The 12,743-nt window shown below is 71.0% G+C and carries 9 protein-coding genes and 1 pseudogene; 3 read left to right on the top strand and 7 right to left on the bottom strand.

The genetic code is table 11. From position 1 onward, the window contains the following. Positions 1-16: 16 nt before the first annotated feature. The 6 genes from pstA to mshD form a co-directional block, all read right to left on the bottom strand. The gene (gene pstA, locus MTF65_RS25900; protein ID WP_243631353.1) at positions 17-1,090 is read right to left on the bottom strand and encodes a phosphate ABC transporter permease PstA; all 1,074 of its coding nucleotides are present in this window, start codon (positions 1,088-1,090) and stop codon (positions 17-19) included. Beyond that, entirely contained in the window at positions 1,087-2,091 is a 1,005-nt protein-coding gene (gene pstC / locus MTF65_RS25895) for a phosphate ABC transporter permease subunit PstC (protein ID WP_243631351.1), read from the bottom strand. The genes pstA and pstC overlap by 4 nt, the downstream gene beginning before the upstream one ends. A gap of 95 nt (positions 2,092-2,186) precedes the next feature. Then, positions 2,187-3,329 carry a phosphate ABC transporter substrate-binding protein PstS gene (pstS, locus tag MTF65_RS25890; protein ID WP_243631349.1) on the bottom strand — a complete coding sequence of 381 codons (1,143 nt, stop codon included), beginning with the start codon at positions 3,327-3,329 and terminating at the stop codon, positions 2,187-2,189. Positions 3,330-3,626: 297 nt separating this feature from the next. Further along, complete coding sequence (locus MTF65_RS25885) at positions 3,627-4,571, bottom strand: CHAD domain-containing protein (RefSeq protein ID WP_243631347.1); 945 nt, start codon at positions 4,569-4,571, stop codon at positions 3,627-3,629. 4 nt (positions 4,572-4,575) lie between these two features. Then, complete coding sequence (locus tag MTF65_RS25880) at positions 4,576-6,849, bottom strand: RNA degradosome polyphosphate kinase (protein WP_243631346.1); 2,274 nt, start codon at positions 6,847-6,849, stop codon at positions 4,576-4,578. A gap of 269 nt (positions 6,850-7,118) precedes the next feature. Further along, positions 7,119-8,048, bottom strand: a complete 930-nt coding sequence (gene mshD / locus MTF65_RS25875) for a mycothiol synthase (protein ID WP_243631345.1) — start codon at positions 8,046-8,048, stop codon at positions 7,119-7,121. A gap of 219 nt (positions 8,049-8,267) precedes the next feature. On the opposite strand from mshD, the gene MTF65_RS25870 reads away from it, so the two are divergent. Beyond that, complete coding sequence (locus MTF65_RS25870) at positions 8,268-10,082, top strand: bifunctional UDP-sugar hydrolase/5'-nucleotidase (protein ID WP_243631343.1); 1,815 nt, start codon at positions 8,268-8,270, stop codon at positions 10,080-10,082. 70 nt (positions 10,083-10,152) lie between these two features. On the opposite strand, the gene MTF65_RS25865 is transcribed toward MTF65_RS25870, so the two are convergent. Next, positions 10,153-10,929: an alpha/beta fold hydrolase gene (locus MTF65_RS25865; RefSeq protein WP_243631342.1), complete on the bottom strand. Its 777-nt coding sequence runs from the start codon at positions 10,927-10,929 to the stop codon at positions 10,153-10,155. A gap of 170 nt (positions 10,930-11,099) precedes the next feature. Between MTF65_RS25865 and MTF65_RS25860 the strand changes: the two genes are divergently transcribed. Together MTF65_RS25860 and MTF65_RS25855 are read left to right on the top strand one after the other, a co-directional pair. Continuing rightward, positions 11,100-11,669 carry a TetR/AcrR family transcriptional regulator gene (locus MTF65_RS25860; RefSeq protein WP_243631340.1) on the top strand — a complete coding sequence of 190 codons (570 nt, stop codon included), beginning with the start codon at positions 11,100-11,102 and terminating at the stop codon, positions 11,667-11,669. 171 nt (positions 11,670-11,840) lie between these two features. Next, positions 11,841-12,737, top strand: a pseudogene (locus tag MTF65_RS25855) (RNA-guided endonuclease InsQ/TnpB family protein); the annotation flags it as partial. Between the last annotated feature and the right edge of the window lie 6 nt (positions 12,738-12,743).

Here is a 12,743-nt window from a genome sequence, read left to right as displayed (position 1 = left end):
TTTCATACACGTCGCGTCAGCGACCGGTCTTCGGGGCCTTCCAGCGGGCGATGCCGCGGGCCACCAGGTTGAGGATCATGACGAAGGCGATCAGGACGAGCGCTGCGGCCCATGCCCGGTCCATCGAGGCGTCGGTGCCTACGGAGTACTGCTCGTACACGTAGAGCGGGAGCGACGACTGGGCGCCTTCGAAGGGGTTCGGATTGATCAGCTTCGTACCGAAGACGAGCAGCAGCACCGGGGCGGTCTCACCCGTGATGCGGGCGACGGCGAGCATCACGCCGGTGGTGATGCCGCCGATGGCCGTGGGGATGACCACCTTCAGGATGGTGCGCCACTTCGGGACTCCGAGGGCGAGGGACGCCTCGCGGAGTTCGTTCGGGACGAGCTTGAGCATCTCCTCGGTGGAGCGGACGACGACGGGCATCATCAGGATCGCCAGGGCCATCGCACCCGCGAATCCGGAGGGCCCGAAGCCCAGCATCAGAGTCCAGGTGGCGAGGACGAACAGGCCCGCGACGATCGAGGGGATGCCGGTCATGACGTCGACGAAGAAGGTGACCGCCTTGGCGAGCTTCCCGCGGCCGTACTCGACCAGGTAGACCGCCGTGAACATGCCGATCGGCGCGGCGATCAGTGTCGCTATGCCCACCTGCTCCAGGGTGCCGAGCAGGGCGTGGTAGATACCGCCACCGGCTTCGACGTCGAGCAGGCCGCTCATCGAGTGGGTCAGGAAGTACGGGTCGAGGACCTTGACGCCCTTGCTGATCGTGATCCAGGCCAGCGACGCCAGCGGCACGATGGCCAGGGCGAAGCAGACCCAGACGACGCTGGTGGCGACGCGGTCCTTCGCCTGGCGGCGGCCTTCGACCTTGCTGGTGATCGCGTAGTTGGCGGTCACGAAGAGCAGCGCGGCGATCATGCCCCACTGGATCTTGCTGTGCCAGCCGGCGGCCAGGCCGAGGCCCGTGGCCACGGCGACCGAGCCGACGGCGATGGCGGCCGGTGCCCAGCGGGGCAGCCGGGCGTGGGCCAGGGAGGTCGGGTCGAGGGCGGGGGCGGGCCGCCGCTCCTGTACGAGCTGGCTCATGCGTTGGCCCCCGAGTACTCCTTGCGGCGCGCGATGATGAGGCGGGCGGCGCCGTTGACCAGCAGGGTGATGAGGAAGAGGACGAGGCCGGAGGCGATGAGCGCGTCACGGCCGAATTCGTCCGCCTCGTTGAACTTCGCGGCGATGTTCTGGGCGAACGTTCCGCCGCCCGGGTCCAGCAGGTGGCCGGAGATCAGGAAGCTCGGGGAGAGGACGACGGCGACGGCCATCGTCTCGCCCAGTGCGCGGCCGAGGCCGAGCATGGAGGCGCTGATGATTCCGGAGCGGCCGAAGGGCAGGACCGCGATGCGGATGACTTCCCAGCGCGTGGCGCCGAGGGCCAGAGCGGCCTCTTCGTGCGCCTTGGGCGCCTGGAGGAAGACCTCGCGCGTGACGTTCGTGATGATCGGCAGGACCATGATGGCCAGCAGGATGCCGACGGTGAAGATGTTGCGGGCCACGCCTTCGGAGGTCCGCTCGAAGATGTACGTCCAGCCCAGGAACTGGTCGAGCCACTTGTTCAGGCCGCCCAGGTACGGGACCAGGAAGACCGCGCCCCAGAGGCCGTAGATGATGCTCGGTACGGCGGCCAGCAGGTCCACGACGTAGCCGAGCGGCCCCGCGAGCTTGCGCGGGGCGTAGTGCGAGATGAACAGCGCGATGCCGATGGCGACCGGGACGGCGATGGCCATCGCGATGACCGAGCTGACGATCGTGCCGAAGGCGAGGACGGCGATGCCGAAGACCGGCGGGTTGCCGGCCGGGTTCCACTCGGAGGTGGTGAGGAAGTTCCCCTCGTTCTCGGAGAGCGCGAGCACCGTCCGATAGGTGAGGAAGGCCGCGATGGCGGCCATGATCACGAGCAGGGTGATGCCGGATCCCTTGGACAGGCCAAGGAAGATCCGGTCGCCTGCACGGCCTGTGCCGCGTCGCGCGCCGGAGGCGCGGGGTGTCGACGGTGGCAGGTTCGACTGTGCGGGTTGTGTAGCTATGTCAGCCATGTCCATGGGTTTCTCCGGTCTGCGGAGCTTGCGCTCCAGGCGGCGGTGCACCGGATGGCGGCCGGCCCTGCGGTTGCGGGGCCGGCCGCGGTGGGTCAGGAGAGGGTGGGGACGATCGCGCGGACCTTGGCCGTGATCTCGGCCGGGATGGGCGCGTAGTGGGCGTCGGTGAGGACCTTCTGGCCCGCGTCGCTGATGGCGTAGTTGAGGAAGGCCTTCAGGGTCGGCAGGGTCGCGGCCTTGTTGCCCTTGTCGCAGACGACCTCGTACGTCACCAGGACGAGCGGGTAGGCGCCCTCGGCCTTGGTCTTGTAGTCGAGGCTGAGCGCCAGGTCGTTGCCGGTGCCCTTGATCTTGGCGGCGGCGATCGCCTTGGAGGCGTTCTCGCTGGTGGCCGCGACCGGGGCGGCGGCGCCCGTGTTCAGGCTCACGGCCTTGATGTTGCCGGACTTCGCGTACGAGAGCTCGAAGTAGCCGATGGCGCCTTCGGTGCTCTTGACGTTGGAGGCGACGGAGGAGGAGCCGTTGGCGGCCTGGCCGCCGGCGGCGGGCCAGGACTTCGCCTTCGGGTCGTACGTCCACTCGGCCGGGGCGGCCTCGCTCAGGTACTTGCCCAGGTTCTGGGTGGTGCCGGACTCGTCCGAGCGGTGGAAGGCCTGGATGGCGGTGGCGGGAAGCGTGACGCCCGGGTTCAGCTTCTTGATGGCCTCGTCGTCCCACTTGGTGATCTTCGAGTCGAAGATCTTGGCCAGCGTGGGAGCGTCCAGGACCAGGTTGTCGACGCCGCTCAGGTTGTAGCCGATGGCGACGGGGCCGCCGACCATCGGGAGGTTGATGCCCTGGCCGCCGGTGCAGATCTTCTGCGAGTCGGCGACCTCGTTCTCCTTGAGCGCGGAGTCGGTGCCGGCGAAGGCGACCTGGCCCTGGTTGAACTTGGTGATACCGCCACCGGAGCCGATGGCCTGGTAGTTGATCTCCACGCCCGGGCAGGCGGCCTGGAAGCCCTTGACCCACAGGTCCATCGCGTTCTTCTGCGCCGTCGAGCCGGCGGCCAGCAGCTGGCCCTTGGCGTCGTCGCACTTGACGTCGCCCGCGGCGGGCGCCGAGGCCTTCGCCGTGCCGTTGGCACCGGTCTTGGTGTTGTCGTCCGAGCCGCACGCCGTGAGGACCAGGGCGCTGGACACGACGAGAGCACCGAGGGCGGAGGCGCGGAGCCGGTTCTTGCGCTGAAGCTTCACTGTTCGGGTGTTCCTTCCAGAAGCCGCCGGCCGCTTTCTGTATCGGGGCGGCGTGCGAAGAGGACTACGGGTTGTGGGGTGTGGGTCGCGGTGTTTCGGTCGCGGCTCGCACCGTGCACTGTCGAAATTAGGCCGAGCAGGTGAAGCCGTCGGCGGCGGTTGGTGAACGGACGGTGAACCGTGGCGGACCGCCTGGGGTGCGGCGCTGGCTGCGCTGGCGGCCCCGGGCTGCCCCCGGCTTCCTGGGGCTCCGCCCCAGACCCTCCCCCAGACTCCGTCCGGGGGGACCCCCACGCCTCAAACGCCGGCGAGGCTGGAATTGGGGTGCCAGAGGGTGTGGAAGGTTGTGCGGGAGGCTTCGACCTCGTGGCGTTGGTCGGCGTGCAGGACGCCGAGGGCGTAGGCCGTGGCCGGGGCGATGCGGGGGGTGCGGGCCGCCGTCGCCGAGGCGGCGGCCGCCTCGGCCGCGTCCCGGTGGTGGTCCAGGGCCTCGCCCGCCGCCGCGAGCCGGGTGACGTCCTCGCCCAGCGCCTCCCGGGCGTACCGGTGGACCCGCAGCAGCCGGCGTACCTCGTGCCAGGCCCCGTCCTCGTGCGGGGAGTACGGGGTGGTGCCCGCGGGGAGCGGCAGCGCGGAGACGGCCGCCGACAGGCGGGATTCGGCCACCGCCGCCAAGGGGATCAGTACCTCCCCCACCCGGCCCCGCGCGGCGACCGGGTCCAGCGGGACCTCCGAGGCCAGCACCGCCACCGCGTCCGCCACCGCGTGGAAGCGGGAGGAGCCCAGCGCCTGGAGGGTCGCCGAGTGCGCGCGGGTACGGGCCAGGGTCAGCTGGCGCTCCAGCAGCGCCCCCGCCCGCGCCGAGCCCACCGCCAGAGCCCCCGCCGTGCCGCGCGGAGCCGGTACCTCGGGCGAGCCCGAGAGCCGGTGCAGCGCGTCCATCAGGCGCTGCAGCCGGGCCGCGTACGCGTGCTCGTCGGCGAGCGTGGACGACAGCCACACCAGCTCGGTGCGCAGCGCGTCGGCCCACGCGGATTCGGTGACCACCCGGAAGGTGGCCAGTGAGCCCGAGATACGGCGCGCGGCCCCCCGCAGGCCGCGCGCCGCCTCGTTCTCCCCCGCCGTGTCGGCCCCGTTCGCCGCCCTCTCGTCGTGTAGGCGCATCGCGCGCAGGAACGCGGTGGCCTGGGCCCGCAGGTACGCGCCGAGCGCGTCACCCGCGGTACCGGCGGTACCCGCCATCAGGTCATGGTTTGGCTGAGCCACGCCGGCGCCTCCGGGCGTCTATGAGCATCTCCTGTACGTGCCGCAGCGGCTGGCCGTCGGCGTCCGTGCTGTGCCGGGTCCACTCGCCGTCCGGCCCGAGGTGCCAGGAGGTGGTGGCGTCGGACATGCCCGTCTCCAGCAGTCGGTCCAGTGCCGCGCGGTGGGCCGGGTCGGCGACCCTGACCAGTGCCTCGATGCGGCGGTCGAGGTTGCGGTGCATCATGTCGGCGCTGCCGATCCACACCTCGGGTTCGCCGCCGTTGCCGAAGGCGAAGACCCGGGAGTGCTCCAGGAAGCGGCCGAGGATCGAGCGGACCCTGATGTTCTCCGACAGCCCGGGGACGCCGGGGCGCACGGCACAGATGCCGCGGACCCAGATGTCGACCGGGACTCCCGCCTGGGAGGCGCGGTACAGGGAGTCGATGAGGGCCTCGTCGACGATCGAGTTCATCTTCAGGCGCACGGACGCGGGGCGGCCGGCCCGGTGGTGGTCGGCCTCCTTGTCGATCCGCGCGATCAGCCCGTCGCGCAGCGAGCGGGGTGCCACCATCAGCCGGCGGTAGGTCTCGCGGCGCGAATAGCCGGACAGCCGGTTGAAGAGGTCGGAGAGGTCCGCGCCGACCTGCGGATCGGCGGTGAGCAGGCCGAGGTCCTCGTAGAGCCGGGCGGTCTTGGGGTGGTAGTTGCCGGTGCCCACGTGCGCGTAGCGGCGCAGCTGGTCGCCCTCCTGGCGGACGACGAGCGACAGCTTGCAGTGGGTCTTCAGGCCGACCAGGCCGTAGACGACGTGGCAGCCGGACTCCTCCAGCTTGCGCGCCCACTTGATGTTGGCCTGCTCGTCGAAGCGGGCCTTGATCTCGACGAGTACGAGGACCTGCTTGCCGGACTCGGCGGCGTCGATCAGGGCGTCGACTATCGGGGAGTCGCCGGAGGTCCGGTACAGCGTCTGCTTGATCGCCAGGACGTCCGGGTCGGCGGCGGCCTGCTCCAGGAAGGCCTGCACCGAGGTGGAGAAGGAGTCGTACGGGTGGTGCAGCAGGACGTCGCGCTCGCGCAGGGCGGCGAAGATGTCGGGGGCGTGCGCCGACTCGACCTCGGCGAGGTCCCGGTGCGTGCCGGCGACGAACTTCGGGTACTTCAGCTCGGGCCGGTCCAGCGAGGCGATGCGGAAGAGGGCCGTCAGGTCCAGCGGCCCGGGCAGCGGGTACACCTCGGCGGCGGACACGTTCAGCTCCTGCACCAGCAGGTCCAGGACGCCGGGGTCGATGGACTCCTCGACCTCCAGGCGCACGGGCGGGCCGAAGCGGCGCCGCATGAGCTCCTTCTCCAGGGCCTGGAGCAGGTTCTCGGCGTCGTCCTCCTCGACCTCCAGGTCCTCGTTGCGCGTGACCCGGAACATGTGGTGCGCGAGCACCTCCATGCCGGGGAAGAGCTCCTCCAGGTGCGCGGCGATGACGTCCTCCAGCGGGACGTAGCGCTGCGGCGAGGCCTCCAGGAAGCGCGACAGGAGCGGCGGGACCTTGACCCGGGCGAAGTGGCGGTGGCCGCTCACGGGGTTGCGTACGACGACGGCCAGGTTCAGCGACAGCCCCGAGATGTACGGGAAGGGGTGCGCGGGGTCCACGGCCAGCGGGGTCAGCACCGGGAAGATCTGGTTCCGGAACAGCGTGAAGAGGCGGGCCTGCTCCTTCTCGGTGAGGTCGGGCCACCGGATGAGGTGGATGCCCTCCTCGGCGAGCTGCGGGGCGATGTCCTGCTGGTAGCAGGCGGCGTGCCGGGCCATGAGCTCGCGCGAACGCGTCCAGATCAGGTCCAGTACCTCGCGGGGCTGGAGGCCCGAGGCGGAGCGGGTGGCCACGCCGGTCGCGATGCGCCGCTTGAGGCCGGCCACGCGGACCATGAAGAACTCGTCGAGGTTGCTCGCGAAGATCGCCAGGAAGTTGGCGCGCTCCAGCAGCGGGGTCGCCGGGTCCTCGGCGAGTTCCAGCACCCGCTCGTTGAACGCGAGCCAGCTGCGCTCCCGGTCCAGGAACCGCCCGGGGGGCAGCTCGGCGCCCTCGCCGTCCTCGTAGGCGTCCGGATCGGAGTCGAGGTCGGGGGCGAGCTCGGCGTTGAAGCCGACCTGGGGCCGGTGCGCGGCGAGGGAGCCGATGCGCGCACCTGCGGAGGCCGGCGGCGCGGGCGTCGCGGCCGACGTGTGAGACGGGAGCTGGGCGGGGACCTCGGTGGGACCGGCGCTGGACTTGTGGCTCATGACTCCATTGTTCCGCGCGCGCGGAAGGACGGGCGCGTCGGAAGGGTCGGCTGTGAGCCGGAGCCGGGGGTACATGGACGGAGACTCGCAAGCGCGTCTTAATGCCCGGTTAATGGTGTGTGGCTTCCAGGGTCCGGGTGGTGCACGAAATGAGGGCGTGCGCGGGTTCCACGCTCCCGCATACGCCCGAAAGGGTCCCCCCGCGCCCCCGCCCCGCCCCGCCCCGCGCACGGCGGGTGGGTCAGGCGGGGCGGGGGACCGGGCCGCGATCAGCTCTCGGTGCGGTACATCAGGTCCACCTCGTGGGTGCTGAAGCCGAGCCCCTCGTAGACCGCGAGCGCCGCCGGGTTGTCGGCGTCCACGTACAGCATGGCCGTGGGCAGGCCCGCCGCGGCGAGGTGGCGCAGGCCGATCGCGGTGAGTGCCTTGCCGAGGCCGCCGCCCTGGGCGCCGGGGACCACGCCCAGCACGTAGACCTCGCCGAGCCGCTCCGCGGCGTGGATCTTCGTCCAGTGGAAGCCGACGAGCTTCCCGGCGCGCTCGGCGAGGAAGAAGCCCTTCGGGTCGAACCACGGCTGCGCGAGACGGTCGTCGAGGTCGCGCTGCGTCAGCGTGCCCTGCTCGGGGTGGTGGGCGAAGGCGGCCGCGTTGGCGGCGAGCCAGGCGGCGTCGTCGACGCCGGGCGAGAAGGTACGGACCGTCACCCCGGGCGGGAGCACCGCCTCGGGCAGCGGCGGCGCCTGCGGGCCGAGCGGGCGGCGCAGCTGGCGCAGCTCGCGGAAGAGGGTCAGGCCGAGGACCTGGGCGAGGTGGCGGGCGGCGGACTTGCCGCCGTGCGCCCACACCCGGATCCGCTTGCCGGAGGCATTCAACAGGGCCTGCCCGAGCGCCCGGCCGTGGCCGCGCCCGCGCAGCGCCGGGTGGACGACGAGCTCGGCGGCCGGGGCCTCCACCGGGTCGGTGTCCTCCAGTTGCCCGTATCCGGCGAGCCGGCCGCCGTCGGTGAGCAGGAAGTGCCGGATCCCCTGGCGCGGTCCGCCGCGCAGCTGGAGCCGGCCCTGTTCGGACACGGCGGTGGTGCCGTCCGTACGGGCCGCGTCCTCGATGAGGGCGAGGACGGAGTCGGCCTGTTCCTCCGTCAGTTCGTCGAGGGCCACGATCTGCCGTCCCGGCTCGGGGGGCGCTGCTGCGTCAGTCATGCCACGAGCCTACGACCGTGACGGGCGCGCGGTGGTGTTGTCCCCGGGCCCCGGGCGTTGTCCGGGCCGGTCGGCGCGGCCGGGTGTCCCTTTCGTGGCGTTGCGTCTTCTCCGTGTGACCAGCTCGATACCCGTACCCCCCTGTCGTGCTACGCGCGTTGACCATAGGCTGCGGCGGACCTCCCAACACGTTTTACCGCTGTCACATAAGGGGACCAAATGTCAGCGACGCCACAACGGCACCGCCGAAACCGCCGGTTGACCCTCACCGCCCTCGCCGTCACGGCCGGGGCCGGGGCGTTGGTCGCCGCCGCACTGCCGGCCGGGGCCGCGAGTGGTGGCGGTGCCGCCAAGAGCCGGACCGTCGATGTGCAATTGCTGTCGTTCAACGACTTCCACGGCACCCTGGAGCCCCCGCAGGGCTCCTCGGGCACCGTGACCGAACGGCAGGCGGACGGCACCACCAAGGCCATACCCGCGGGCGGCGTCGAGTACCTCGCGACCGGCCTGCGCGAGGCCCGCAAGGGCCACGAGTACTCCGTCACGGCCGCGGCCGGTGACATGATCGGCGGCAGCCCGATGCTGTCCGGCATCTTCCACGACGAGCCGACCGTCGAGGCGCTCAACAAGCTAAAGCTGGACGTCACCAGCGTCGGCAACCACGAGTTCGACGAGGGCAAGGCCGAGCTGCGCCGCATGGCGTACGGCGGCTGCCACCCGACCGAGGGCTGCTTCGAGGACGGCAAGGAGTTCACCGGCTCCGAGTTCAAGTACCTCGCGGCGAACGTCACGGACGAGAAGACCAAGCGTCCGATGATGAACCCCACCTTCATCTGGAAGAAGGGGGACGTGAAGATCGGCTTCATCGGCGTCACCCTGGAGGGCACTCCGGACGTCGTCACCGCCGAGGGCGTCAAGGGCCTGAAGTTCGGCGACGAGGTCGAGACGATCAACAAGTACGCCGCCGAGCTGAACAAGCAGGGCGTCAAGTCGATCGTCGCGCTGATCCACGAGGGCGGCCTGCCCGCGAACGGCGCCTACAACTACGACTGCGACGCCCCGGGCGCCGGCGCCGGCATCTCGGGCGCGATCGTGGACATCGCCAAGAACGTGGACCCGAAGGTCGACGCGCTGGTCACCGGCCACACGCACCAGGCGTACGCCTGCACCATCCCGGACCCGGCGGGCAACCCGCGCATGGTGACCTCGGCCGCCTCGTACGGCCGTCTGTTCACGGACACCACGCTGACGTACGACCGCAAGACCAAGGACATCGTCCGCACGGCGGCCGCCGCGCCGAAGCCGGTCAACAAGCTCGTCGGCCGGGACCTGCCCAAGGCCCCGGACATGACCGAGCTGATCACCCGCTGGAAGGCGCTGGCCGCCCCGGTCGCCAACCGTCCGATGGGCTACATCTCGGCGGACATCGCGGGCCGCGGCTCCGAGTCGCCCGAGAAGCCGCTCGGCGACCTGATCGCCGACGCACAGCTGGAGGCGACGGCCCCGGCCGACAAGGGCGGCGCGCAGCTGGCCGTCATGAACCCGGGCGGCATCCGCGCCGACCTGGCCTACAAGGCCGCGGCCGACGAGGGCGACGGCGTCGTCACGTACGGCGAGTCCTACACGGTCCAGCCGTTCAACAACCTGATGAACATCGTGGACCTCACCGGCGCGCAGCTGATCACCGCGCTCCAGCAGCAGGTCAGCGGCCCGGTCAACGGCGCCGCCCCGAAGATCTTGCAGGTTTCGAAGGGCTTCACGTACACCCTGGACATGACGAAGACGGGCGCGGACCGCATCGTGGTGGACTCGGTGAAGCTGAACGGCGCGGCGATCGACCCGGCCAAGACCTACCGGGTCGCGATGAACGAGTTCCTCGCGGGCGGCGGTGACGGCTTCACCGTCCTGAAGGACCACAAGAACAAGCTGGTCGGCATCCCCGACCTGGAGGCCTTCAACGCCTACCTGGCGAAGTCCTCGGCGGCGAACCCGATCGCCCCGCCGGCGGCGGACCGGATCACGGTCGTCAAGTAACACCCGCGTACAGCGCGCCCGAAGGGGCGGTGGGCCCTGCGGCCCGCCGCCCCTTCGGCGTTTCCCCGTGTCACAGGCCGGTCAGGAACTCCGCGACGGCCTTGTCGAACCCCTCGGGGTCGGTGAAGGGCACGAAGTGGTCCCCTTCGAGCGCGGTGTACGAGGTCCCGGGCCGCCGGGCCACCATCGCGTCGGCCACCTCCTGGGTGAGGGCCTTGCTCCGGGTGCCGTGGATCAGCAGCGCGGGGCAGTCGCTCGCGAGCCAGGCGTCCCAGTGGTCGCCGCGGCACGCGCTGATGGAGTCGAGCATGTCCTGCGGGTGGAACGGCAGCCGCCATCCCCCGCCGGGCAGCGGGCGCAGCGCCTGGGCGACGAACTGGGCGGCGACCGGGCCGACGTCGGCGATGAGCGCGTCGGGGGTCGCTCCGGTGTACGGGAGGCCGCGCAGGAAGCCGAACGCCGCGTCCGCGGGGGCGACCTCAACGGTGGCGTCCACGTCGATGAGCGCGGAGACCCGGTCGGGGTGGGCGGCGGCCAGGTGCACGGCGTTGAGCCCGCCGAGGGAGTACCCGAGGACGGCGACGGGGGCGACCAGGCCGAGGTGGTCCAGCAGGGCGACGGCGTCGGATACGTAGCCCTCGCGGCCGTAGTCGGCGGCCCGGTCGGAGTCGCCGTGGCCGCGCTGGTCGGGGGCGATGACCCGCCAGGCGTCGCCGAGGCGGGCGGCCAGGCCGGTGAAGGCGCCGCCCTCGGACATGCCGCCGTGCAGGGCGAGCAGCGGGCGGCCGGTGCCGCCGAAATCCAGGTAGGACAGCGTGCGGTCGTCGATCTTCAGCTCGTGGCGCATGGCGTTGCTTCTCCCCTGTGTGCTGGTCGGTTCCGTGCTGCTCGGGTCCGTGCTGCCCGGTTCCGTGCTGCTCGGTGGGCCCGGGCATCAGGCTGCCAGTTGTTGGGCAAGCGCGCAATACGTTTGTCTTGGGCGATCGCCCAAATCGGGGGCGCGGATACGATCCGCGCATGGGAAATCGCGAGGACCTGCTGGCCGGAGCGCGCCGCTGCCTGGAGGAGAAGGGGTACCTGCGCACGACCGTGCGCGATATCGCCTCGGCGTCGAACGTGAGCATGGCGGCGATCGGCTACCACTTCGGATCGCGCGAGGCCCTCCTCAACCAGGCGCTGTTCGCCGCCATGGACGAATGGGCCGCCGGATCCGGCCGGCTCACCGGGCAGGGCGACACCGCCGCGGAGCGGTACGCCGACACCTGGGACCGCAAGATCCGCGACTTCGGCGAGATGCGCTGGCTGTGGATCGCCAACGTCGAGGCCTTCGTCCACGCCCAGTCCTCGCCCGAGCTGCTCGCGATCCTGGCCGAGGGGCAACGCCGCTCCCGGCGCATGGTGGCCGCCCAGCTGCGCGGGGTCCCCGAGGGCGAGGTGGCCGAGGAGGACGTACGGGCCCTCGGGTCGCTGCACATCGCGCTGCTGAGCGGTGTGATGGTGCAGACCCTGACCGACCCGGAGCACGCACCGGACGGGCGCGAGATCCTCCAAGGGCTGCGCTCCATGGTGGAGTTGCTCGAAAGCTGACCGTTGGCAGTGGAGTGTGGGAGTACCCTGTGCCTCCGCTGTGACGGGCGGATGGACGCTGCTGGTTCCGGTGTAACCTCGGCGATCGGCATCGGAGTCGGGTGCTCAGCGTGGCGCTAGGTTAACCAAGTGTAGGGTGGTCGCCCCGCTTGAACCGGAGGGGCGGGCTGCGGCTATCCCCGGTTCCGCGGGGTGGGTCGGTTTGACTCGGTGGTGTTCCCCAAGGACGGCGACGGCTGCCGGTGGGACTCCACCCCGCACGACCCCGTCACCCGTGTCCGCCTGCAAGGTGTCGGGCACGTGAAGGTGCATCAGCACCGGCCGGTGGTCGGCAAGGTCAAGACGGTGTCGGTCAAGCGTGAGGGCAAGCGCTGGTACGTGGTGCTCACCGTTGAGCAGACCGCACGCGAGCCGCTGCCTGTCACCGGCAGCGTGGTGGGAATCGACCTGGGCATATCCAACTTCCTCGCCGACTCCCGAGGCGGGTTCGTCGAGAACCCCCGACATGGCCGCAAGGCGGCCGCGAAGCTGGCGTCCGCACAGCAGGCGCAGTCTCGGTGCAAGCGCGGCTCGAAGCGCCGCCGCAAGGCCGTCGAACGCGTCGCCACCCTGCATCGCAAGGTGCGCTGCCAGCGGCTCGACCACGCCCACAAGACCGCGCTCGGTCTCGTGCGCGGGCACGACCTGATCGCGCACGAAGACCTCAAGATCCGCAACATGAGCAGGGCCCCTGAGGCGAAGCCGGACCCTGACAGGCCGGGCCACTTCCTGCCCAACGGGGCCGCAGCGAAGGCCGGACTGAACAAGTCGATCAACGATGCCGGATGGGGGGTGTTCCTCACGATCCTGCGTGCCAAGGCTGAAAGCGCCGGACGGGAAGTGATCGCCGTGGACCCCCGCAACACCTCCCGCATGTGCCCCGAATGCGGGCACACCGCCAAGGAGAACCGGCCCACACAGGAAGAGTTCCACTGCCAGTCCTGCGGCCACAACGCGCACGCGGACACGGTGGGCGCCCTGAATGTCCTACGGGCCGGGCTGGTCCGTCGCAAAGCCCAACCGGCATAGCGAGGA

It is taken from the genome of Streptomyces sp. APSN-46.1 (assembly GCF_022815725.1).
In the GTDB taxonomy this organism is placed as follows: Bacteria; Actinomycetota; Actinomycetes; order Streptomycetales; family Streptomycetaceae; genus Streptomyces.
Note: the sequence above shows the minus strand (reverse complement) of the source record. Positions and strands in the feature narration are given on the sequence as shown.